22 protein-coding genes and 2 pseudogenes are annotated in these 23566 nt (G+C 63.7%); 7 read left to right on the plus strand and 17 right to left on the minus strand.

The features are described from left to right. Window positions 1–116: 116 nt before the first annotated feature. On the plus strand, window positions 117–446 hold the full coding sequence (locus P9254_RS05180; protein WP_278054258.1) for a DUF3175 domain-containing protein: 330 nt from the start codon (window positions 117–119) through the stop codon (window positions 444–446). Between the two features lie 3 nt (window positions 447–449). Here P9254_RS05180 and P9254_RS05185 read toward each other — a convergent pair whose 3' ends face one another. Then, window positions 450–1226: a FadR/GntR family transcriptional regulator gene (locus P9254_RS05185; RefSeq protein WP_278054260.1), complete on the minus strand. Its 777-nt coding sequence runs from the start codon at window positions 1224–1226 to the stop codon at window positions 450–452. 101 nt (window positions 1227–1327) lie between these two features. After that, entirely contained in the window at window positions 1328–2224 is an 897-nt protein-coding gene (locus P9254_RS05190; RefSeq protein WP_095783976.1) for an NAD-dependent epimerase/dehydratase family protein, read from the minus strand. 156 nt (window positions 2225–2380) lie between these two features. Here P9254_RS05190 and P9254_RS05195 point away from each other — a divergent pair, with 156 nt between their 5' ends. Beyond that, the gene (locus tag P9254_RS05195; protein ID WP_278054262.1) at window positions 2381–3319 is read left to right on the plus strand and encodes an NAD(P)-dependent oxidoreductase; all 939 of its coding nucleotides are present in this window, start codon (window positions 2381–2383) and stop codon (window positions 3317–3319) included. 18 nt (window positions 3320–3337) lie between these two features. Here P9254_RS05195 and P9254_RS05200 read toward each other — a convergent pair whose 3' ends face one another. Both P9254_RS05200 and P9254_RS05205 read right to left on the minus strand, forming a co-directional pair. After that, the gene (locus tag P9254_RS05200) at window positions 3338–4105 is read right to left on the minus strand and encodes a FadR/GntR family transcriptional regulator (RefSeq protein WP_067328889.1); all 768 of its coding nucleotides are present in this window, start codon (window positions 4103–4105) and stop codon (window positions 3338–3340) included. A gap of 171 nt (window positions 4106–4276) precedes the next feature. Beyond that, complete coding sequence (locus tag P9254_RS05205) at window positions 4277–5266, minus strand: sugar-binding protein (protein ID WP_066992270.1); 990 nt, start codon at window positions 5264–5266, stop codon at window positions 4277–4279. Window positions 5267–5717: 451 nt separating this feature from the next. On the opposite strand from P9254_RS05205, the gene P9254_RS05210 reads away from it, so the two are divergent. Further along, window positions 5718–6461: an ATP-binding cassette domain-containing protein gene (locus P9254_RS05210; RefSeq protein WP_066992363.1), complete on the plus strand. Its 744-nt coding sequence runs from the start codon at window positions 5718–5720 to the stop codon at window positions 6459–6461. 41 nt (window positions 6462–6502) lie between these two features. After that, window positions 6503–7501 carry an ABC transporter permease gene (locus P9254_RS05215; protein WP_066992267.1) on the plus strand — a complete coding sequence of 333 codons (999 nt, stop codon included), beginning with the start codon at window positions 6503–6505 and terminating at the stop codon, window positions 7499–7501. Between the two features lie 120 nt (window positions 7502–7621). Here P9254_RS05215 and P9254_RS05220 read toward each other — a convergent pair. After that, window positions 7622–7726, minus strand: a pseudogene (locus P9254_RS05220) (amidohydrolase family protein); the annotation flags it as partial. A 5-nt stretch (window positions 7727–7731) separates the two neighbouring features. After that, the gene (locus P9254_RS05225; protein WP_278054709.1) at window positions 7732–9177 is read right to left on the minus strand and encodes an MFS transporter; all 1446 of its coding nucleotides are present in this window, start codon (window positions 9175–9177) and stop codon (window positions 7732–7734) included. 111 nt (window positions 9178–9288) lie between these two features. On the opposite strand from P9254_RS05225, the gene P9254_RS05230 reads away from it, so the two are divergent. The 3 genes from P9254_RS05230 to P9254_RS05240 all read left to right on the plus strand — a co-directional run bounded on the left by P9254_RS05230 (window position 9289) and on the right by P9254_RS05240 (window position 12976). Continuing rightward, window positions 9289–10290 (plus strand): ornithine cyclodeaminase family protein, encoded by a 1002-nt coding sequence (locus P9254_RS05230; RefSeq protein WP_127216175.1) that lies wholly within the window; start codon window positions 9289–9291, stop codon window positions 10288–10290. Next, window positions 10287–11792: an HAL/PAL/TAL family ammonia-lyase gene (locus P9254_RS05235; RefSeq protein ID WP_095802323.1), complete on the plus strand. Its 1506-nt coding sequence runs from the start codon at window positions 10287–10289 to the stop codon at window positions 11790–11792. Before P9254_RS05230 ends, P9254_RS05235 begins: the two co-directional genes overlap by 4 nt. A 203-nt stretch (window positions 11793–11995) precedes the next feature. Continuing rightward, a complete protein-coding gene (locus P9254_RS05240) occupies window positions 11996–12976 on the plus strand; it encodes a glycosyltransferase family 8 protein (protein WP_278054264.1) in 981 nt (326 codons plus the stop codon). Window positions 12977–13219: 243 nt separating this feature from the next. Here P9254_RS05240 and P9254_RS05245 read toward each other — a convergent pair whose 3' ends face one another. From P9254_RS05245 to P9254_RS05295, 11 genes and pseudogenes are all read right to left on the minus strand, one after another. Then, the gene (locus tag P9254_RS05245; protein WP_095824968.1) at window positions 13220–13534 is read right to left on the minus strand and encodes a MocE family 2Fe-2S type ferredoxin; all 315 of its coding nucleotides are present in this window, start codon (window positions 13532–13534) and stop codon (window positions 13220–13222) included. 46 nt (window positions 13535–13580) lie between these two features. Beyond that, a pseudogene (locus P9254_RS05250) lies at window positions 13581–14680 on the minus strand (fatty acid desaturase family protein). Then, window positions 14680–15594: a sugar phosphate isomerase/epimerase family protein gene (locus P9254_RS05255; protein WP_278054267.1), complete on the minus strand. Its 915-nt coding sequence runs from the start codon at window positions 15592–15594 to the stop codon at window positions 14680–14682. Before P9254_RS05255 ends, P9254_RS05250 begins: the two are co-directional and overlap by 1 nt. A gap of 26 nt (window positions 15595–15620) precedes the next feature. Then, window positions 15621–16733: a Gfo/Idh/MocA family protein gene (locus P9254_RS05260; protein ID WP_278054268.1), complete on the minus strand. Its 1113-nt coding sequence runs from the start codon at window positions 16731–16733 to the stop codon at window positions 15621–15623. Between the two features lie 95 nt (window positions 16734–16828). After that, a complete protein-coding gene (locus tag P9254_RS05265; RefSeq protein WP_278054270.1) occupies window positions 16829–17893 on the minus strand; it encodes an ABC transporter ATP-binding protein in 1065 nt (354 codons plus the stop codon). Continuing rightward, entirely contained in the window at window positions 17893–18681 is a 789-nt protein-coding gene (locus tag P9254_RS05270; protein ID WP_067328872.1) for an ABC transporter permease, read from the minus strand. Before P9254_RS05270 ends, P9254_RS05265 begins: the two co-directional genes overlap by 1 nt. Further along, window positions 18681–19550: an ABC transporter permease gene (locus P9254_RS05275; RefSeq protein ID WP_066992233.1), complete on the minus strand. Its 870-nt coding sequence runs from the start codon at window positions 19548–19550 to the stop codon at window positions 18681–18683. The genes P9254_RS05270 and P9254_RS05275 overlap by 1 nt, the downstream gene beginning before the upstream one ends. A gap of 28 nt (window positions 19551–19578) precedes the next feature. Further along, window positions 19579–20643, minus strand: coding sequence for an ABC transporter substrate-binding protein (locus tag P9254_RS05280; protein ID WP_066992230.1), 1065 nt, complete (start codon window positions 20641–20643; stop codon window positions 19579–19581). A 38-nt stretch (window positions 20644–20681) separates the two neighbouring features. Further along, complete coding sequence (locus P9254_RS05285) at window positions 20682–21656, minus strand: PfkB family carbohydrate kinase (protein ID WP_067328867.1); 975 nt, start codon at window positions 21654–21656, stop codon at window positions 20682–20684. After that, the gene (locus P9254_RS05290) at window positions 21653–22684 is read right to left on the minus strand and encodes an ADP-ribosylglycohydrolase family protein (protein ID WP_067328864.1); all 1032 of its coding nucleotides are present in this window, start codon (window positions 22682–22684) and stop codon (window positions 21653–21655) included. The genes P9254_RS05285 and P9254_RS05290 overlap by 4 nt, the downstream gene beginning before the upstream one ends. 2 nt (window positions 22685–22686) lie before the next feature. Further along, a complete protein-coding gene (locus P9254_RS05295; protein ID WP_278054276.1) occupies window positions 22687–23412 on the minus strand; it encodes a GntR family transcriptional regulator in 726 nt (241 codons plus the stop codon). Window positions 23413–23566 lie beyond the last annotated feature (154 nt).

A 23566-nucleotide genomic window follows, 5' to 3' on the forward strand; every position in this document is an offset into this window, starting at 1 on the left:
CCACAAGGGACAAATCCGTGGCTCCAGAAATCGGGAACCGGCCATGCCGCCCAGAGTTTTTGCCCCAAGAGAGCGTTGTGCCCAAGGGGAGTTGTGCCCCAGGAAGGAGGTTCGCCATGACCGCCAGGAAAAAATGGTCGGCCGAAGTGACCGCGCACAGCGATGCGCTGGATCTCGAGGAGCACATTTTCGAATCCGACGATGCCAAGAGGATCGCCACCTCGCTGAAGCGCTCGGCTGAGCACAGCCATCGCCGCAAGGCTGAGCCGTTCCGATCCGCGATGTCGATGCTGAATTTCTACATCAACCGCGCCGGCAGGAACCTGCCGGAGAAGCGCAAGCGAGTTCTGGAAAAGGCCAAGGACGAGTTGCGCGTCGCTTTCGGGCGCGAGAAGGAGACTAAGGACTTGTCGAGGTCGGACCGGGCCTCACCCGGGTATCGGTAGGCCTTAGCGCGAGCGGATGACGTCGTCGGTATTCGCGAGCAGCTTGCGCACGGCGTTGCGCGCAGCATCCGGCCGCTGCAGCCGGATGTTCCTCTCGATCGCTTCGTGCAGTTTCTGGGCGTGCTGCAGGTCGTCCAGCTCGCGTGTCGTATAGGCGAAGAGATGATTGAAGGCGGATTCGATCAGGACGCCCAGGGGCACCAGGAGATCGTTGCCGGAGGCCCTGAGAATGGCCAGGTGGAAGCGGGTGTCGGCGCGCGTCCGCTCCTGCAGATTGGTCGCCTCGCCCATCTCGCGGCAGGCCTGGCTGATCTCGGCCATCTGCTCATCGGTGCGCCGCATTGCGGCAAAAGCCGTCGCCTCGGGCTCGATGATGTGGCGGAATTCCTGCACCGTCTTCAGGAAGACTTCACGGTCCGGCGACGTCGCGTACCAGGAGAGCACGTCGCGGTCGAGCAGGTTCCAGCGCTCCTTCGGCTCAACCCAGCTGCCGATTTTCGGACGTGATGCCAGAAGGCTCTTGGCCATCAGCATCTTGATCGCCTCGCGCACCGCGGAGCGGCTGACGTCGAAAGTCTCCGACCATTTGGCCTCGTTGGGCAGGATGGTGCCCGGCGGGTAGTCGCCGCGCACGATCCGAAGGCCGATTTCGCTGGCCAGCGAGGTGTGCACGCTGGCACCAGGGATGCGCGGCGCGTCCGGCCGGCGAACGCCAGCCATACGCTCGGCGGATGCCGCTTTCGTCGGCCTCTTATCGTTGTTCGGCTTTGCGTCCCGCATACGCCCAGAAAGTCCGGTTTTCAGAAGCTGTCAAGCGCGGCAAGGCCGCCTTTGCCGCTAGACGCCGCGCTGTGCACAGCTCAACCTATGTTTGTCGGCCCTCACGCTGTTTTGACGTATTTGCGCCAGCTGTGTTCGGGGCGGAAGCCGAGCACGTCCCGCGCCTTGCGGTTGGACAGTAGCGTCTCGAATTCACCGAGCTCGGCTTTCACCGGCACGCCTGGATAGAAACGCTTCAGCAACTCGGCCGTCGGCAGATCGGACGAGGTCTCGTCATTGGCGGCGTTGAACACCTGATAGCCCAGCCCATCCTTCTCGATGGCGCGCAAGGCGATCTGGCCGAGATCGCGGGCGTCGATATAGCTCCAGGCAATGCGCTTGCGGAAACCGGGATCGGCAAACCATTTCGGGAACAGCGCATATTCATGCGGCTCGATGACGTTGCCGATGCGCAGCGCATAGATGTCGAAACCGCTGCGCAGCGCGAAGGCGCGCGCCGTCTTTTCGTTGACGATCTTGGACAGGGCGTAGCTGTCCATCGGATCGACGTCATAGTCCTCGTCGAGCGGGAAATGGGTCGGGTTGCGCGGCTCGTTGGCGAAGACCAGGCCGTAGGTCGTCTCGCTGGAGGCGATGATCACCTTGCGGATGCCGAGTTTCACCGCCGCTTCGATGACGTTGTAGGTGCCCATCGCGTTGATGCGGAACACCTCGTTGTCCGGGGTGATCATGATCCGCGGGATGGCGGCAAAATGCACCACGGCGTCGACCGGCTGTGCGCGCAGCGATGGATCGAATTCATGCAGCCCGGCATAGCTCGACAGCGCGTTGAACACCTGGCCGCTGTCGGTAATGTCGGTGATCAGCGTGCGCACCTTCGGGTTGTCGAGCGGCTTGGTGTCGATGTTGAGCACCTGGCAGCCATGCTCGACCAGATACTGCACGACATGGCGGCCGGCCTTGCCGCTGCCGCCGGTGAACATGATCCGCTTCGTCATTTTGCTCTCCACATTTCTCAAGGATTGTGTGTATTGTCAGACAATATGGCATTCAGCAACGGCCTGCCAACCGCGATCCGCGAAAACCTTCTCCAGCAAAGCTCGCCGGCCGGTCGCGCCGGCGCCGACCATCAGGAAAGACAGGGACGAAACGACATGACCACCACCGCTGCCCGCGAAAACATCGGTTTCATCGGCCTCGGCCTGATGGGGCATGGCATCGCCAAGAACATCGTCGACAAGGGCTATCCGCTCACCTTCCTCGGCCGCAAGAACCGCAAGCCGGCGGATGACCTGCTCGGCCGCGGCGCAAAGGAAGTGGCCACGTCCAAAGAAGTGGCAGCGGCCTCCGACATCGTCTTCATCTGCGTCACCGGCTCGCGTGAGGTCGAGGCGATCATCCGCGGCCCCGGCGGGCTGAAGGAAGGTCTGAAGCAAGGCTGCGTGGTCGTGGATTGCTCGACATCCGATCCCGTCTCTACCGTCGCGCTGGCAGCCGAACTCAGGGCGCTCGGCGTCGACTATGTCGACGCGCCGCTCAGTCGCACGCCGAAGGAGGCCTGGGAAGGCACGCTCGACGCCATGGTCGGCGCGCCCGACGCGGTGTTCGCACGGTTGAAGCCGGTGATCGAAACCTGGGCCGGCCGCATCGTCCATATCGGTGACACCGGCGACGGCCACCGCATGAAGCTGCTCAACAACTTCATCTCGCTCGGCTACGCGGCGATCTATTCGGAAGCCTTGGCGCTGGCGCAGAAGGTCGGCATCTCGCCGCCCCGCTTCGACAGCGTGATCCGCAAGGGCCGCATGGATTGCGGCTTCTACCAGACCTTCATGCGCTGGACGCTGGAAGGCGACCGCGACGCCCACAAATTCTCCATCGCCAATGCCTTCAAGGATTTGACCTATCTGGAATCGATGGCCGGCGCAGCCGGCATCGCCAATCCGCTTGGCAACGCCACCAAGAATTCGTTCGCGACCGCCTTCGCGGCGGGGCCGGCCGAGCAGTATGTGCCGATGCTGGCCACCCATATCGGCAAGCTCAACGGCGTCGACCTGATGCCGTCGAAGGACGGCAAAAAGCAGACGATCTGAAAGCCGCGGCCAAGCCTGTCAGCGTCTCGAGAGCTCGATCACCTCGTCGGTATTGGCGAGAAGCCTGTGCACCGCGCTTCTCGCCGCGGCCGGGCGCTGCAGGCGGATGTTTCGCTCGATCGCCTCGTGCAGGGACTGGGCCCGCCGCTGGTCGCTGTGCTCGCGCGTGACGAAGATGAAGAGATGATCGAGCGCCGATTCGATCAGTACGCCTAGCGGCACCAGCAGCTCATTGCCCGAGGCGCGCAGGATGGCGAGATGGAACCGCGTATCGGCGCGCGTGCGCTCCTGGATATGCGCCGCCTCCCCCATTTCGCGGCACGCTTGGCTGATTTCGACCATCTGCTCGTCGGAGCGCCGCAGCGCCGCGAAGGCGGCCGCCTCAGGCTCGATGATATGGCGGAACTCCTGCACCGTTCTGAGAAACACCTCGCGGTCAGGCGAGGTCGCGTACCAGGCGAGCACGTCGCGGTCGAGCAGGTTCCAGCGCTCCCTCGGCTCGACCCAACTGCCGATCTTGGGGCGGGACGCGAGCAGGCTCTTGGCCATCAGCATCTTGATGGCCTCGCGCACCGCCGAGCGGCTGACATTGAAGGTTTCCGACCATTTGGCTTCGTTGGGCAGGACAGTTCCGGGCGGATAGTCGCCGCGCACGATCCTGAGGCCGATCTCGCCGGCGAGCGATGCGTGCACGCTGAGGCCGGCGATCCGCGTCGCCTCGGGTCGTCGTATCGTGGCCGGCTGTGCAGGCTCGGCTAAGCGCTTTCCAGACTTTTCCCGTGGCATCCGCCTTCCGGTGCCTCCTGTCGCGGGCTCCAAGACGCCCGCAAAAACTCTGCCGGGATAAGAAAATTCTGGCGCAAAAACTCTTGGCTCCGCCGCCCCGGCAAGGCCGCGCCCATAGTCCTGGCGAAAGGTGGAGGGGCGCCCTTCGAAGGGCGCCCCGGGGATCGAAGCCTACTTCTGGATGCAGGTGTCGACCGTATCCTTGGTGCATTCGTCGAGGCCGGTGAAGACCGGATCGTCGACCTTCTTGCCCTGGATGAGGTCGAGCATCACCGACGGCGCCTTGTAGCCCATTTCGAACGGCCGCTGGCCGACCAGTGCGGTCACAAGGCCCTCCCTGGCGATAGCCACCTCGTCGCCGATCGTGTCGGCGGCGCCGATGACGAACTCGTTCTTGGCGATCTTGTCGGCCATCGGCTTGAACAGGTCGCGATAGGGCTGCGGAGCGCCGAACAGCGGCCAGCCGCCCATGATGCCGAAAGCGTCGAGCTTCGGATTGGCGGCCAGGATGTCGGTCATCGCCTGCACGCCCTTGGCGCCGTCGTCATTGGTGAACACCGGGCAACCCGCCACTTCCGTCCAGCCGCCTTCGCCGGCGAGCGCCGGCAGGCCTTCCTTGCCCGACAGCGCATCGCGCATGCCCTGCGCGCGGCGCAGGATGTTGTCGGCGGCCGGATTGCCCTCGATCGTGCAGATCGTGCCGCCATTCGGCTTGGCCTTCTTGATGTATTCGCCGATCCGCTTGCCCATCAGATAGTTGTCGGTGCCGAGATAGGTCTTCCGAAGCGCGGCGTCTTCCTTGGCAAGATCGGCATCGACCGTCATGATCGGGATCGACGGATTGGCGCTCTTGATGGTCTGCGCGATCAGCGGCGCGTTGGACGGCGAGATCGCCATCGCGGCCGTGTCCGGCTTGCTCAGCATGTCCTGCACGATCTGGGCTTCGCCGGCCTCGTCCGAGGTCGATGCCGGGCCGGTGTAGAAGCATTCATATTCGGAGCTGGCGTTCTCCTTGTTCCACTTCTCGCAGCCCTGATGGATGGCTTCGAAGAAAGGGTTGTCGAGGCCCTTTACGACAATGACGAGCTGTTTCTTGGCCAAAGCCGGCCCGGCGCCCAGCGCCATGGCGGCGACGGCGGCGAGCAAAAGTGATTTCCTCATATCAGTCCTCCCTTGAAAACAGACGGACACGACGTGCCCGCCACACCGATCGGCCCGGATGCAAGCAACACGCGGAATAGGCTCGAAAGTTCGTGTCTCAAGCCGGGCCGACAAGCATTTGCCGATCCGTTCCAGCTCGAATGGGCGCCGGCCGGATCCTGAATCTTGCCCATCGCGTCACGCCGAGCAACGATTCCGCGACGGAAAAATTCTTCCTCCAATGCTAGCTAATAACGGCTCGCTGCCAACGTCAATTGCTATTTGTCCTACAAAACCGATTTTTCGACGGGACTCGAAATTAATCGCCCGACAATTGATTGACGCCCATGGCCGCATTTGCCTAAATGAGTCTATCGCACCTGCTCGGGAGGAGTTGGAGGCGCGAGGCCCCTGCGGCGCCGGCAATTATGGCAAGGCAGTCGAGGGACGAAAACGGGGAGGCTTAAGGCTGGTGTCGGTTCTCGAACTCGCCAACATCTCGAAGCATTTCGGCGCCATCCAGGCGGTGAACGACGTCTCGTTCACGCTCGAGGCCGGCGAGGTCGTCGGCCTGATGGGCGACAACGGCGCCGGCAAGTCGACGCTGGTCAAGATGATCGCCGGCAATTTCCGCCCCAGTCACGGCACGATGCACATGGACGGCAAGGAGCTGATCCTGCACAAGCCGGCCGAGGCCCGCCAGCACGGCATCGAGATCGTCCATCAGGACCTGGCGCTTTGCAACAATCTGACGGCCGCCGCCAATGTCTATCTCGGCCGGGAACTGCGCCGCGGCATCGGCCCCTTCCGCATTCTCGACTACGCCGCGATGTACAAGCGCGCCGGCCAGCTCTTTGCCGAACTGAAATCCGAGACGCGGCCGCGCGACCTCGTCAAGCAGATGTCGGGCGGCCAGCGCCAGGCGGTGGCGATCGCCCGCACCATGTTGTCGCAAGCCAAGATCGTGCTGATGGACGAGCCGACGGCGGCGATCTCGGTCAGGCAGGTCGCGGAGGTACTGAACCTGATCCGCCATCTGCGTGACCAGGGCATCGCCGTCGTGCTGATCAGCCACCGCATGCCCGACGTCTTCGATGTCGCCGACCGCGTCATCGTCATGCGGCGCGGCAGGAAAGTCGCCGACAAGAAGATCGCCTCGAGCTCGCCCGAGGAAGTCACCGGGCTGATCACCGGCGCCATCGAACAGGTTGCGTAATCGCGTGGATCGGGCGTCCAACGCCTCAGGAAAGGTCGATAATGGCAGTCACCCTTGACCAGACGATCGCGCAGAAGCAGCACACATTCTTCTCACGGCTCTTTGCCAACCAGACCTTCTGGGTGGTGATCGCGGTTATCCTCGCCTGCCTGTTCCTGTCCTTCGCGACCGACGCTTTCGCCACGCAGAAGAACCTCTTCAACATCACCCGCAACATCACCTTCGTCGCCATCGTGGCGCTCGGCATGACCTTCGTCATCATCACCGGCGGCATCGACCTGTCGGTCGGCTCGGTGCTGTGCCTGTGCTCGATGGTGCTGGCCGTCACCATGCATGCCGGTTATTCGATCGAAATCGGCATCCTGGCCTCGATCGTCACCGCTTTAGCCATCGGCGCCTTCAACGGGGTGCTCATCGCCTATCTCGGTTTCCCACCCTTCGTGGTGACGCTCGGCATGCTGTCGGTGGCGCGCAGCCTCGCCATGGTCGCCTCCAACAACACCGTCGTCTTCCAGTTCGGGCCGGACCACGACAAGCTGCTGGCGCTGGGCGGCGGCGCCTGGGTGTTCGGCATCGCCAATCCGGTGCTTTATATGATCCTTTTGGCGTTGATCACCGGCTTCATCCTGCGCTGGACCAAGTTCGGCCGGCATATCTTCGCCATCGGCGGCAATGAGCATGCGGCCACACTGACCGGTGTTCCGGTGCGCCAGATCAAGGTCGCAGTCTACATGATCTCGGCGCTCTCGGCCGGTCTCGCCGGCATCATCCAGACCGGCTGGCTCGGCGCCGTCACCACCAATCTCGGCAACGGCATGGAGCTGCAGGTGATTGCCGCGACCGTCATCGGCGGCGCCGACCTCGCCGGCGGCGTCGGCACCGCGTTCGGCGCCATCGTCGGCGCCGCCCTGATCGAGGTCATCCGCAACAGCCTCGGCCTGCTCGGCATCAACGCCTTTTGGCAAGGCACTTTCATCGGGGGCGCGATCATCCTGGCGGTGCTGTTCGACCGCATCCGTAATTTTAGGCGCAGCGATTAGAGAGCAAACCTTCCCTTCTCCCTTCTTGTGGAGAAGGGGAGACCCCTGCTCAGTCTGAAAATCCGCCCAGCTGGTCGGTGCGGAGCGGTCGTCATTCCTCCACGCCTTGACGGGGCCAGAGGCGATGAGCTCCGGGTCATTGCGATGCACAAAAGTGCCGAGCCCCGACAGTTTGCCGTAGAAGTTCGGTGCCGCCGCGGGCGTGCGCAGGCCGGCCTTCCAAGCCCATTTCAGTCCCGCCCGGTATGGCCTGAGACCTCTGCACCCGCATGGGCCGGAAGGACCAGAAAGCGCAGCGCTGCCACCAGCCCGATCAGGCCGATCACGAAAAAGGCGATCCTGAAGTCTATTAGGTTGGGCGCCGCGCCACTGCGCACGATCTGCGACAGGTTGAGGATCGCCGCGGCCACGGCCACGCCAAACAGCATCGCCACCTGCTGCAGCATGCTGGACAAAGTCGCGGCCGAGCTGCGCTGCGGCGCGCCGATATCCGCGAAGGCAAGCGTGTTGAGCGCCGTGAACTGCATCGAGCGCGTCAGACCGGCGACCAGCATCAACGCCACGACAAGTGCCAGCGGTGTCTGCGGCGAAATCACGCCGCACGCCGCGATTCCAAGCGAGGCAATCACCCCGTTGACCACCAGCACCCGGCGGAAGCCAAAGAGTCTGAGCGTCGGCGTGGTCACCGCTTTCATCCCGAGGTTGCCGAGGAAGTAGGCCAGGATCAGCAGGCCGGCGTCCACCGGCCGCATGCCGAAGCCCACCTGGAAGAGCAGCGGCAGCAGGAACGGCGTGGCGTTGATGGCGACGCGAAAGATCGTGCCCGCCGAGAGCGTCGAGATGGCGAAGGTCGGCACTTTGAAGGGGGACAGGTCGAGCAGCGGATGCGTCACCCGCCGCAAGTGCCGCACGGCGACCCAGCCGACCGCGACGCCGGCGGCAACCAGGCCCACTGTCGGCAGCATGCCATCCTCGGGATGCGCAAGCCGTTCCAGCCCATAGAGCATCGCGGCGAGGCCGAGCGCGGTGAGGAAGAATCCCGGCCAGTCGAGCGGCCTGGTCTCGGATTCGCGATCGCCCGGAACGAAGCGCGCGACAAGCAGCAGCCCGGCGAGGCCGAGCGGAACGTTGATGAAGAAGTTCCAGTGCCAGGACAGATAGGTGGTGATGAACCCGCCGAGCATCGGCCCGATCACCGGCGCGAACAAGGCCGGCCAGGTGATCAGCGCCGTGGCGGCAAGCAATTCGGACTTGGCGGCGTTGCGCAGCACCAGGATGCGGCCGACCGGCGTCATCAAGGCGCTGCCGAGGCCCTGAACGATGCGGGCGGCAACGAATTGCGTCAGGCTCTGTGAGTAGCCGCAGGCGATCGACGCCAGCGTGAACAGCCCGATCGCGACGAGGAAAATGTTGCGCGCGCCAAACCGGTCGGCAAGCCAGGCCGACAACGGCACGAACACCGCCATGGTCAACATGTAAGCGGTGATCCCGATGCTCATCGCCACTGCCGGCACGCCGAAAGACTGCCCCATCTGGGGCAGCGACGTCGAGATGATCGTCGAATCCAGCAACTGCATGAAAAAGGCGACGGCAACGATCAGCGCGACGCGCCGCGCCTGGCGCGCCGCCGTCGGCACGAGCTGGGATACGGCCTCATTTTCGGGGATGCTGGTCATGACGCGCCGGTTGAACAGCATAAGGCTGAACCAGTCCAGAGCTTATCCAACAAACTTTCGTGTCGCCCCGCCGCCTGTTATGGATGAGCGCGGGCCGGACGAGGGAAATGCATGAAGCCGATCTATATCGACTACCTCAATGCTCTCGACATTGAAGCCCTTGGCCTGAGCGATGCCGAGATCATCGGCGCCGTCGAAGCCGGGCTCGTCGCCCAGGGCAAGGGCCAGACGGTGATCGAGCCGCGCGTCCATCTTGAGCCGGATCCGTCCTTCCGCGGTCATTTCAACGTGCTGCGCGGCTATGTGGCGCCGCTCGATGCGGCCGGCGTCAAGATCGTCGGCGATTATGTCGACAACTACCTGCACGCCCTGCCGTCCGAATTCGGCATACTCAACCTGTTCGACCCGCGCACCGGCGCGCCACGCGCCATCCTCGACGCCACCGTCATCACCGATATGCGCACCGGCGCGGTCACCGCCATCGGCGCCAAGCATCTGGCGAAGAAATCATCCAGGGTGCTCGGTCACATCGGCGCGCGCGGCACCGCCTACTGGAACGTGCGACTGCTCGATCACCTGTTCGACTTCGACGAGATCCGCGTCCATTCGCGCCGCCCCGAAAGCCGCGACGCTTTCGCCGCGAAGCTTGCCGCCGACCTCGGCAAGCCGGTTGTCGCCGTTGCCGACTGGAAGAGCTGCGTGGAAGGCGCCGACATCGTTGTCGAAGCCTCGCGGCTACCGGAACCGCAACCCCTGCTCAAGACCGCCTGGATCAAGCGCGGCGCGCTGGTCGTGCCCTATGGCACGATGAGCGCGGTGGAGCTTTCGCTTACCGACATCATGCAAAAGATCGTCGTCGACGACTGGGGTCAGTGCAAGGGCGGCAAGTTCGGCTCGCTGCGCGCCCATGTCGAGACGGGACGGCTGAGCGAGGCGACGCTGCATGCCGAGCTCGGCCAGATCGCTGCCGGGCACAAAGCGGGCCGGCAAAGCGACGGCGAGACGATCCTGTTCTGGCATCGGGGTCTGTCGCTCTCCGACATCGCGCTCGGCAAGGCGATGCTGGCCAAAGCCGCGGAACAAGGCATCGGCCAGAGGCTGCGTTTCGCATGACCCCGCTCGTTCTCACCGGCGCCGGCGTCAGCATCGAGGACGTGGCCGCCGTAGCGCGCAGTGCAGGCAAGGTCGAGATCACGCCGGCGGTCATCGAGAAACTCGGCAAGGCCCGCCAGGTCCTCGATGACGCCGCTGCCGGCGGCCAGCAGATCTATGGGCTGAACACCGGGCTGGGCGCCAATCTCGGCACGGCTGTCGAAGGCGATGCCGGTGCCTTCCAGCGCCAGCTTCTCGACGGACGCGGAGCTGCGGTGGGAAACCCATTGCCCGCCCAGCTCGTGCGCGCCGCAATGTTTGCCCGCATCGCCATGCTTTCCGCCGGCGGCTCCGGCCTGTCGCCGCATGTCCTCACCGCGCTTGTCGATCTGCTCAACGCCGGCATCCATCCGGTGATGCCGTCGCTGGGCTCGATCGGCGCCGGCGACCTGGTGCTGATGACCGCGATAGCCCACACGCTGATCGGCGAAGGCGATGCCGACTATCAGGGCAGGCGCATGCCTTCGGCAAAGGCGCTGATGATGGCGCGGCTTGCGCCAGTCAGCCTGGCACCGAAGGATGGTCTGTCGCTGATCAACGCTTCCGCGGTTTCTACCGGCGCCGGCGCGCTGGCGCTCGTCGACGCGCTGTCGGCACTCGAACAGCAGGAGCAGGCCGGCGCGCTCACCATGGAAGCGTTCGGGGCCAACCGCACCATCCTTGACCCGCGCCTGCATCTGGCGCGGCCGGCCGCCTGCCAGCAGGTAGCGGCAAAGGCGTTGCGCGACCTGCTCACCCGCGACGGGACGCCCGCGCCGACCACCCTTCAGGATCCGCTGTCGATCCGCTGCATGCCCTCGATCCACGGCGCGCTCATCCAGGCGATCGACCATGCCCGGCTCACGGTCGAGATCGAGCTCAACGCGTCCGCCGACAACCCGCTGGTGCTCGCCAACGACTCACTCGTGCTGTCGACCGGCAATTTCCACACCGCCTCGCTGTCGCTCGCCTTCGAGACGCTAGGTCTGGCGATTGCGCAATGCGCGGCGGCGTCGGCCGCGCGCTTCATCCAGCTCACCGGCTCAACCCGCCACGGCTTGCCGAAATATCTGTCGCCAATCGGCGGCGCGTCCGCCGGCTTCGTGCCGCTGCAGAAGACGGTGACGGCGATCCTGGCCGCCATCCGCCACAAGGCCAATCCGGTGATGCTCGACTTCCTGCCCGTGTCCGAAGGTGTTGAGGATCATGCGACGCAGACTCCCCTCGCCGTCGCCAAATGCGTCGAGATGATCGTACTGTGGCGGCGGCTGATCGCCCTGGAGCTTATGGCCGCCGCACAGGCCGTCGATCTTCGCGAAGGTCTGACACTTGCGCCGGCCACCAGCGCGATCCACGCGGCCGTCCGCGCCCATGTGCCGACGCTTAAGGAAGACCGGCCGCTCGGATCCCATGCCGATGCGCTCCATGCGGTGCTCGCCGACGGGTATTGGCTCCCTGCGGTGCACCAAATACTGCTCGACTAAACGAGATCAGGACACCGCATCGTTGCGGACGATCGAGATCACCACCCGCCCAAGCCAACCCTCAGGCCAACTGGCCGCTCGCCCCGAATCGGATGGCCGGGCTCCGCCGCTTATGGGCCCGCCGGACGGCGCCCTCGGCACCCTCTTGGGTTGCACGATGAGTTCGGATATGAAGAGCCAAGGGCATATAAGGGGTGGCTCAATTGCATCGTTCCTGCTTCGTCTTGGCGGCAGACGCAAAAAATTTCCCATACGCTGTTCTGGGCGCGCGGCGCATACTGGACGTATCTGCGCCTATCGACGGTTTCATCCTTCATATCGGCGCCGGAACTGAGGATTTGGCGGTCGCGGACCGATTGCTCGGGGCTGCCGTCAAGATCGTCGACGTGTCCGATCTCATGAAGGAATTCGATTTCGATCCCGGTCACCTCAGCGTAGCAACCTACATTCGCCTGCTTGCCGACAAGCTGGCGGTATTCGAGCCCTACGACAGGCTCGTCTATGTGGACACCGATGTTATCTTCAACCGGTCGATCACCGACTTGGCCGATGTTGAACTGAATGCCCCACTCTTGGCGGCCCATGACGAACAGACCTATTTCGATCCGAGCTGCCGTGAGTCTCTTGAGATGGAGCCCGGCTCATCGCATTTCAACGCCGGCATACTGGTGCTGAACATGCCAATGATCCGCGCCGAGGGGCTCTTGGAGCGGGCGCGCGAACTGGCGCTGCGGCGGGTACCGAAGCTCGATCAGGGAGCGCTCAACATAGCGTTTGCCGGACGCTGGCAAACGATGCATCCGCTCTGGAATCTGCAGACCAACTATTCCAGCCAGATACCCTTCAGTAGAGCCTTCGCGCGTCATTTCACCTTCGGAAAGCCGTGGTGGCCAAGCCCTGAAGGAGTGGAACTCGCCGCGATGGCGATCTATCGCAACCTGGCGAAAGATACGCCCTGGCTCGATCGGTTCAAGCGTCCGCTCTGGACGAGAGGTCTGCGCAAGCGATTGCTCCGCAAATTCGACGGCCTCTCCGGGATCATTCTCAACAAGGAAAAATACAGACGCCGTTTCCGATTCAGCGCCGAACGGTGCACCGCCATTTTTGCCGCGCAGGCCGATCAGGGGATGATGGCCGCAACCTATCCGGAGGTCCTGATGGGCGTGGTCAAGCTACGGAAATAGGCGCCGATCTCTCGACGAAAGCTTACCGGCTCGGGCCGCGAGGCCGGCCCAATACCTGCCGCACTTGGCGGCGAACCCAGGCAGACCCATCGCAGTGCCCGTTCAGGCTCTTGCGTCCACTTTCTTCATGAAACGCCTGAGCTCGTCTGGATCCATATGCACGATGTGCCGGTCTTCCGGATAGGCGCCGCTGTTGACGTCGCCGACATTTTCCGAGAACGCCGCGATGCGCTCCGCTTGCCTTCAGCCGATATCGATCATCACCTTGCCGGCCTCGACCTTGACTGGATAGGTTTTGAGGTTGACGCAGACCGGCGCGCCCTTGGCCTGGCCGGTCTTATAGTTGAAGCGGCCATTATGCTTCGGGCATTCGATGATGTCGTCCATCACCAGCCCGTCGGCCAAATGCGCCTTTTCATGCGTGCAGAAACCGTCGGTGGCGAAGAACTCGTCGTCAGGCGAGCGGTAGATCGCGAAGGTGCGGCCGCCATGGTCGAAGCGGATCACGTCCTCCTCATCCACCTCGTCGACCGCGCAAGCTTCGACCCACTCCGCCATCGTCCTTCTCCTGATTGGGTTCGCACAACTGCCGCGCGCACCGACCTTATTCGGCAGCCGCAGCCGTTATGTCGAGATCGTGGAATCGCCGCGGTAAGGCTTGGCCGTCGGCGGCAATTCGCGCTTGAGGTAATAGTCCTCGTATTTCAGCTGCCTGACCAGCACCGGCCAGACCTCGCGATAGGCATGCCACATCGACGGGCTCGGCTCCGGCAAATCGTGCTTGATCAAGTCATGCAGCCTGGGCAGCGCATGATAGGGCACCATCGGGAACATGTGATGCTCCACATGGTAGTTCATGTTCCAGTAGATGAACCGGCTGATCGGGTTCATGTAAACCGTGCGCGTGTTGAGCCGATGGTCGGTGACGTTGTCGGCCAGCCCGATATGCTGCAGCAGGCCGGTCGTCACCATGTGCCAGGTGCCGTAGAGCCGCGGCAAGCCGATCAGCACCAGCGGTATCCATGACCTAAGCGCGATCGCCACAGCGATCGTCGCGACGTATACCGCGATGTGCCAGCGCGCCGCGATCACCGCCTTATGCTGCTCCATCTCCGGGACGTAGCTCTTCTCGTCGTCCGACAGCTTGCCGAAGGCCTGGCGCACCAGCGTGGGCAGCGAATAGCGGAAGTCGAGAATGCCCGTGAAGGCGAGCGCAGCCTTGATGAGGTCCGGGGGCCGCATAACGGCGATCTCGGCATCGCGGCCGACAATGATCGTGTCGGTGTGGTGACGGGCATGGCTCCAGCGCCACTGCACCGGGTTGCGCATCAGCATGAACGAGGCGATGTGATAAACGACATCGTTCATCCAGCGCGTGCGAAACGCGGTGCCGTGCCCGCATTCGTGCCAGCGCGAGTCGCTCGACGAGCCATAGAGCACGCCATAGACGAACATGAATGGCACGACCCACCACGTGCCCCAGAACCAGATAATGCCGGCGGCTGAGCCCAGGATCGCCGAGATCCAGATGACGCTATCGCGGATCGCCGGCCCGTCGCAACGCTGCATCAGCTCCTTCATCACCTTCCGCGGCACGTCGGTGTGGTACCACTCGGCCGATGCAAGTCCGGTCTCTATCGCAAGCCGCGTGCTCTCGCCGACAAGGCTGTAGTCGCGCTTCGTACCGGTGGTCGTCATCGTCATTAAAGCCCGTTGGCGCGGAATTTCCCGTCGAGGAATTTCTTGGCGCGCGGCACGTCCTCCTCGTCGAGATGCTCGATGATTACCGGGATGTTCGGGTGCTTTTCGCTGAGACGCTTGAGATAGAGATCGTAATTCAGCACGCCGAGCCCCGGCGCCGGCAGTTCGATCTCGCCGACGCCGCGGAAGGTCAGCCCCTCATGCGCCTCCGCGTCGCCGATATCGGCATGCTTCTCCGTCTTGTCGCCGCCCGAACGCTTCACGTCCTTGGCATGCGCGATTTTGATCTTGTCCGTCAGCGTGTCGAACACCTGGTTCAGCACTTGATCCATGCGGTCGATGTTGTGCGCCTCGAAATAGTTCGTCGGGTCGATCAACAGGCCGAGGCCGGGATGATCGACCTGAGCGAACATCCTGACCGTCTCCTCGACCGAGCCGACAACGTTGTTGACGTAGGTTTCGAGCAGGAACACCGCGCCGTGCTCGTAGGCGGTCTGGGCAAGATCCGAGATCACCTTGCGGCACTCCTCAAAACCTTCCTCGGTCTTGTTCTTCGGATGATGCACCCAGTCGGATTCGGTGTTGTAGGTGCCGGTTTCCGAGATCACGTAAGGCGAGCCGAAATCGCGCGCTTTCCGGATGATCTCCTTCAGATAGGCAAGCCGCCGCTCGCGCTCGGCCCTGTCCGGGTGGATGATGTTCGTGTAGCCGGACACGCAGCAAACCGGCAGGTTGTGGTCGCGGAACGTATCGCGCACCCGCCTCGCCTTGTCCCTGGTGATCTGTCCGGCCGAGAGGTCGATATCCTTGAAATGCAGGTCGAGCTGCACGGTGTTGAAATCGAGCGCCCGGATGCGCCTGGCGACCTCCTCGAGCTCATACGGAAAATAGCCTGTGAAGATACCTGCCTGCATCATGAGGTGAAGTCCTCCCGATAAGCGATTCAATTGCCCCGTTTCTTAGTCGCCCGGTCGACAGGGATTTCGGACAGCCTGACGGTGCGGCCCTCTGCTATCGACCGGTAACCGGCCTCCACCAGCGCCATGGTGTTGACGTTGTCGGCAACGGAAAGCGCCGGCGGCGTGCCGGTCTTGAGCGCATATTGCAGCTGCTCCATGACGCCGATGAAGGCATGCGGAAACCACATCGTCTCCCAGCTCGGGCTGACCCATTTGCCGCCGGTCGTCTCTGTCGAGGCGTAGGTCAGCGTCGAGGCGACGCCCTTCGGCCAACCGATCGTGCCCTTGGCGACACCCTTGGTGCCATCGACGCGCCAGTCGATATGCTGGTCGTCGGAATAGCCTTCCTGACGCGGGCCGGACCAGACGTCCTCCAGCGACACCGCGAGCACGCCGGAGGGAAAGCGCAGCGTCGAAACGGTGATGCCGTCGGAATGTTCGAACTTGGTGCGCGGATCCCTGCGCGTCAGCGTCGTGATTTCGTCAGGGTCGCCGAACAGGAAGCGCAGCACGTCGAGGTGGTGCACACTCATATTGGCGAGCGTCAGCCGGTCATATCCGGCGAGGAAGGTTTGCCAGTGCGGGATGGCATGCATGTCGATCTCGGCGAAGACGATCTCGCCCAGCGCGCCGCTATCGATGATCTGCTTCAAGACGCGCATCGACTGGTCGTAGCGCATGTTCTGGTTGACCGAGAGGATCTTGCCGGAGGCCGCCGCCTCGTCGCGCAGCTTCACCGCTTCCTCGACCGAGAGCGCCAGCGGCTTCTGCGCCAGAATCGCCTTGATGTGCGGCTGGTTCAGTGCATGGCGGATCAGCGCGGGCTGCTGGTCCGGCGGGAAGGCAAGGTCGACGATCTCGACGCGGCTGTCTTCGATCAGCCGCTCCGGCGTATCGCAGACGGTCGGAATGCCCCAGCGGCCGGCGACCTTTTCGGCATTCGTCCTGGTTCGTGAGGCGATCGCCACCACCGGAAAGCCGGCTTGCGCGTAGGCGGCGAGATGGCACTCGGCCATGATCATGCCGGCGCCGATGCAGCCGATCCGGTACTCCTTGACTCGGACTTTCACGTCCGGCTCGAAATCCATGCTCGCCATCCATTCCTCCCGTCGAGGACTGGATTTAACGCCAGGATCAGGCGGTCAGCCAAGGGCCGCGCCATCATTTCCCATCAGGGACCGGTGGATCCGGCTTACGCGGCGATCAGCACCGTGCTCTCCGGCGACCAGCTGAGCATCACTTCTTGGCCTTCGGCCAGCCGCTCGGCGCCGGTGTTCTGGACAATGACCTTCACCGTCTGTCCATCGCGGTCGACGAAATAGGTGCTGTTGTTGCCGGCGAAGATGCGTTTTGAAACCTGGCCCCTGACCGTGTTAGCATATCCCGCCTCGGACGTTGCAGAGCCGGTTGAAATCTGGATGCGCTCGGGCCGCACGGCGCAGCTCGCCTTGGCGCCGGCCGAGAGAGACGCACCCGACGCAGCGGCGATTGCTGTACCGTCGGGCAGCCTGATGCCGTTGCCGATCGCATCGCCGCGAAAGATGTTGGCGTCGCCGAGGAAGGTCGCGGCGAACTCGCTTTGCGGCCTGTCGTAGATCTCCTCGGGCGGCCCCTCCTGCACCAGTCGGCCGTCGCGCAATATGCCGATGCGGTCGCTCATCGTCAGCGCCTCTTCCTGGTCGTGGGTGACGAAGATGGTGGTGATGCCGATCTCGCGCTGGATGCGCTTCAGCTCGATCTGCATGTCGACGCGCAGCGCCTTGTCAAGCGCGCCGAGCGGCTCGTCGAGCAAAAGCACGCGCGGCTTGGTGACGATGGCGCGCGCCAGCGCCACACGCTGCCGCTGGCCGCCCGAGAGCTGGTGCGGCCGCCGGCCGCCGAGCTTGCCGAGTTGGACGAGATCCAGCGCCCGCTGCACTTCCGTAGCGACCGTCGCCTTCGGCTCGCCGCGCACCGAAAGGCCGAAGGCGACGTTGTCGGCGACGCTCATATTGGGAAACAGCGCATAGTTCTGGAATACCATGCCGATGCGCCGCTTCTCCACCGGCACGCGCTCGACGCTTTCGCCGCCGATGGCGATGCGGCCGGTATCCGGAAAGTCGAAGCCGGCGATCTGCCTGAGCAGCGTGGTCTTGCCGCTGCCCGAAGGCCCGAGCAGCGCATAGAAGCCACCGTCGGGAAAGTCGATCGAGACATGGTCCAGCGCCTTGTGCGCGCCGAAACTGCGGGAGACGTTCGATACCTGGACGCCGGCCATTATTTATCTCCGCCGAATTTGAAGAAGCGCGCCGTCAGCAGCATGAGCGCCATCGACACCACGATGATGATGGTCGACACCGCGTTGATCTCGGGCGTGAATCCCTTGCGGATCGCGGCGTAGATTTCGACCGGCAGCGTCGTCTGGCCTGGCGTCGACAGGAAGTACGAGACCACGAACTGGTCGAACGAGACAGCGAATGCGAACAGTCCGCCGGCGATCACGCCAGGCATGATCCAGGGCAAAGTTACGCGCACGGTAACCTGCCACTGATTGGCGCCGAGCGAACGCGCCGCTTCTTCCAGCTCCGGCGCGAAGGTCTGCAGGCGGGCGGACACGACGACGATGACGTAGGGCAGCGCCAGCGCGACATGGCCGAGCAGGATTGCGATGAGCCCGCGGCCGATGCCGATGCCGAAGAAGAAGATCAGCATCGCGGTGCCGGTAATAAGCCACGGAATTGCGATCGGCGGAAACAGCAGCGCCTGCAGGAATTTCTTGCCGCGGAATTCGTAGCGATAGAGCGCTAGCGACGCCATCGAACCAAGCAGCGTTGAAAGGATCGTCGTGATGATCGCGATCTCGATGCTGTTCCAGGTCGCCGCGATCAGCTGGTCGTTTTGCGCGAGCGAAGCATACCAGTCCGTCGTCCACTCGAACGGCAGCTGGTAAAAAGGCGAGGCGTTGAACGACATCAGCGCCATGATGATGATCGGCAGATAGAGGAAGCCGAGCAACAGGAAGATGTAAAAGCGCCCGACCCATTCCAGAATGCGCGTCGTCGCCATCAGCCGGCCCTCCGCAAGACCGGTGCCGCGAGCGCCAGGATGACCAGCACGACGGCAAGCAGGATGAAGGAGAGTGCCGCGCCCAGTGGCCAGTTGAAGACGGCAACAAACTGGTCCTCGATGACGGTGCCGTAGAAAGTGCCGGTGCGGCCGCCGAGGATGCGCGGCTCCATGAAAGAACCCACGACCGGCACGAAGATCAGCGCCGCACCCGCGATCAGGCCGGGCATCGACAGCGGGATGATCACCCGCTTGAGCACCTGCAGCCGCGAAGCCCCGAGCGAGCGGCCCGCCTCGATCAGCGAGTCGTCGATCGCCTGCAGCGTGAGGTAACAGGTCAGCACCATATAGGGCACGTAGGAGTGCACCAGGCCGATGATGACCGCCGGGTAGGAATACATGAGATCGATATTGATCTTGAACGGCAAGACCGCATTGAGCGTGGTGTCGAGAATGCCGCCCTCACGCAGCACCATGGCCCAGGAGAAGATTCGCACCAGCCCGTTCGACCAGAAAGGCAGGATGACCAGCAGGAAGATCGCCTCGCGGCTGCGGCCTTTAAGAACCTTCGCCAGCACGTAAGCCGCCGGATATCCGATGACGACGCACCAAAGCGTGACCTCAAGGCCGAGCCGCAGCGAAGCCAGAAGAAGTGTCAGATAAAGGCTTTGCGAGAAGAAGGCGGCGTAGTTGCCAAGCGTGAACGACCACTCCTTCCCGGCCAGCGGCAGATCGGTCATGAAGGAGAAGAACACCATGGCCGACAGCGGCAGAAAGATCGCCACCGTCAACCACAGATAAGCGGGAAGCAGAAGCGGCAGGGCTGGCCGCAGTCCGCGGCGCGAACCGGTCGCGAGCTGCTCTGCCATGATGCGTTCCCTCCCCGTAAGACGCCAACTATTTCACGTTGACCTTCAGCTCCTGCCAAAGTGCCAGGTATTTCTCGCGCTGCTCATCCGTGACCGGCGCCTGGAACTGGATACGTTTGGCGACCTCTGGGCTGCCCATGACCTTTCGGTTGAATGCGTCCTCGGGCAGCGCCTCGACCGCCTTGGTGTTGGCCGAAACCGGTGCGCCGACCTTGGTGACCCATTCGACATAGAATTTCGGGTCGATCATGTAGTTGATGAAGGCCTCGGCGCCGGCGACATTCTTGGAACCGGCCGGGATGGAGAAGGCGTCCAGCCAGGCGACGGCCCCTTCCTGCGGGATGACCAGCGAGACCGGCAGCTTGAAATGCGTCTTGGCGCGGTCGGCGGAGCCGCTCCAGTAGGTGCCGATATCGATCTGGTTGGAGGCAACCATCTGGTTCCAGTCGTTCTCCGAACTCCAGAAGGTCTTGATCTGCGGCATCAGCGAGGTGAGCTTCGCCTTGACCGCGCCCATATCCTTGATGTCGTTGATGTTCTGCCCCGATGCGATGGCGCCGAACTGCACCGCCTCGACGGCGTCGTCGCGGATGATGACGCGCCCCTTATGTGCCGGATCCCACATCTCGGCGATGCTCGTCGGCGGCTTGTCGAACGACTTCTCGTTGATGGCTAGAGCGGTCAGGCCCCACACCCACGGCACGCCATAGACCTTGCCGTCATGGTTCAGCATCGGCGAGCCGGCCTTGTCCTTGGCGATATCGGCATAGTTCGAGAGCTTCGACGTATCGATCGGCTGGATCAGCTTGCCGGCCATCGCCTGGTCGTTGAAGGCGGCGTTGATCATGACGACGTCGTAGAGGCCGGGATTGGTCCTCAGCTTGGTCAGCATCTCCTGTTCGGAGTTGAAGAAGTCATTGACGACCTTGTAGCCGGTCGCCTTCTCGAAGTTGGCGACCGCCCATGGCTCGTCGGCGCCGTAGCCCTTCCAGTTGAGCACATGCACTTCCTCGGCGGCCTGGGCGGCAAACGTGAATGCTGAGACGAAAACGGCGGTCGCCGTCAGAAAAGCGGTGAGTCTGGGCATGCGCATGTTTTTTCCTCTCATTGTTGGCCCGGTTGATGGGCTTGTTAAGTTGCAGTCGCGTCCTCCCGGCCATGCGCTATCGTTCCTTGATCGTGATGGCTTAGGAATTCCTGGATGTCACTGTCGGTCGGCGCGGACGAGCCGCCATGACGGGTGACGGAAACGGCCGCCGCGGCGTTCGCGTAGCGCGCCGCTTCGCAGGGCGACAGGCCGCGCCACAATGCGCTGACGAAGGCGCCGATATGCGTATCGCCGGCACCATTGGTGTCGACGGCGCTGACCGCGAAGCCGGGGATCGCGTGCGTGCCGCCTTCTGCCAGCCGCACAAGGCAGCCATGCGCGCCGGCGCGGATCACGACGCCCGCGGCTTTCGGGCAGTGTTCGGCCAGAAGCCGGATCGCGACGGTCTGCGCGTCGCCACGGCCGGCTATTGCGGCGGCCTCGTCGGCGTTGCAGCTCAGCCAAGCGGTGCGGGCAAGCACCCTTTCCAAGATCGGGCGCGGAATCTCCGCGATCACAGGCGTCGGATCGAAGACCACGGGAACTTCCTCCGGCAGCGCGTCGATCCAGGCGGCGAGCGCTTCGCGGCTGCCAGGGTAGCTCAACGTATAGCCGGAGGTGAAAACCCAATCGCCCGGAATGACTTGGACGGGCGCCATCATGTCCGGTGTCAGCACGCTCTCTGCGCCCGGCCATGAGACGAAGGTACGTTCCGCATCGCTGCTGATCATGGCGACGCAATTGCCGCTGTCCATCAAGGGTGACGGCGGCGTCAGCGTCTCGATGCCTTCAGCGGCGAAAGCCGCGCGCAGGAAGTCGCCGTCTGCCCCGATGCCAAGCTGTCCGCCGAACACCACCTTCATGCCGGTGCGGCTTGCCGCGACCATCATGTTGAAGCCGCCGCCGGCGACGCGCGAATAGCTCGTCGCGGTCTTTTCGCTGCCCGCCGCCGGGAGAGCGTCGATGCGATATACATAGTCGACCACCGCGCTGCCGACATGAACGAGGCGCCCGCTCATGCGGCGTCCTCCTTGCCGCCACGGGCCTTCGGCATGCGTGCCGCGACAAGATCATTGGCCAACGGCTCGACCTCCGCGAGATCGATGCCCTTCAGTCCCGCGATTTGATCTTGCGGCAGGCCCGACAGGCCCGAACAGGCGCCCGCCATGCCCGCGGCGATGGCGCCTATGGTGTCGGTGTCGCCGCCGAGATTGGCGCTGATCACTGCCGCTCGCCACGCATCCCCGTTGGCAACCTCCAGCACGGCGAATGCTGCAGGAATCGACTCCTGGCTGGCAACCCCCGTGCCGATCAGGTCAACGATCAACCGGATCGCCTCTTTGTCGCGCTTCCCGCGCACAAGTTCCTGCGCCCAGAGGATGCGTTCGGCGATGTCGCCGCCGGTGACCCAGTGACCGAGCGCGGCACCAAGCTTTGCCGCCGCGACGGCATGGCCGGAAGCAGCGCGCCAGTCGGCGCCCGAAACACCGAGACTGACCGCGGCAGCAACTGCGGCTGCGGAGGCAATCGCAATCGACGTATTGTGCGTAGCCCGGCAGGTTTCCGCGACTTTGAGAACCAGGGCATCGAGCGGCTCCGGGCGGATCATAATGCCGACCGGCGCAATCCGCATCGCGGCGCCGTTGGTGTCGCCAGTTCGCCCCGCTTCTTCCGCCGGCACGCCGTTATTGATGGCGTCGATGGCCCGCTTGGTCGACGGTCCAAGCAGGTCGTAACTGCCACGCGCCTTGACGTCGCGCTCCCAGTCGAGCAGCGCGTTGACCCATCGCGCATGGTCGAAGCGATTCCCGGAGCTGACCAGGATGCGGCCGAGCAGCAGGGCCTGCTCGGTGTCGTCGGTGATGGCACCTGCCGACAGCCCCTTCGACACCGGATGGTCGACGGCGGGCGCAACGAAACCCTCGACATGGCCATAGAGCTCGGCGATGCGGGCGGGCGACAGAAGCTGTGTCGGCATGCCCAGCGCATCGCCAAGCGCGCCGCCGATCAGCGCGCCCATCGCCCGGTCGATCGCGTCGGCCGCCATGCTCAGAACTCCAGATGCAGCGCGAAATGCGCCGGGTTGAGCAGGCTGGTGACGAATTCGATGGCGCGGCCGTCGGCGGCGCGCGTCAGCCGCCGCGTCCTGAGGAACGGCGTGCCCGGCGCGCAATCGAGGATGGCGGCATCAGCAGCGCTGAGCATCTCGATGTCGACCCACTCCTCGCCATGGTCGGACACCAGCCCTGCCCCGCGCAGCGTCTGGTGCAGCGAGCCTTCGCGAAGCCCGCGCAGCGGCACGTCTTCCAGCTCGGGCGACAGTGGCAGGCGGCTGCGTTCGATCGAGATCGCATGGCCGTCATCGGCATTCGTACGGACGCGATCGACGGCGATGAAAGACGAACTCTCGACACCGAGCTTTGCCGCGAGCTCGGCATTCTCGATGATCTCGAGCCTAAGCGTCCGGGTTTCGGCATTGGCGCCCGCATTGGCGAGCGCGCGCGACCAGCCGATCGCGTCATCGACCGGCATGCCGTCGAAAGTGACGAAGGACCCGATGCCGACCTTGGTGGTGATGAGGCCGCGGCTTGAAAGCTCTTCCAGCCCTTTGCGAACCGTGTTGCGGCTGACCGAGAAGCGCTGGACGAGCTCGTTCTCGCTCTGCAGGCGTTCGCCAAAGCCGAGCACGCCTGAGCGGATCTCGTGCTCCAGAACCGTCGCGATCTGCTCGGGCTTGCCCGTGCCGGGAGTGAGTTGCGTCGCGCGACGGGCCATATAGATACCTGTTCAATGAACCTGTATAATCCTGTTCATTAGCGTATGTGAGACAAAGCGTCAACGGCCAAGTCCCGCATGTCCCGATTGTTTTGCGCTGCACCTCGTTTGCCTGCAGGCATCCTCATAGTGACGCGAGAGGGGCGCTCTCATA

It is taken from the genome of Mesorhizobium sp. WSM4983 (assembly GCF_029625765.1).
Lineage (GTDB): Bacteria > Pseudomonadota > Alphaproteobacteria > Rhizobiales > Rhizobiaceae > Mesorhizobium.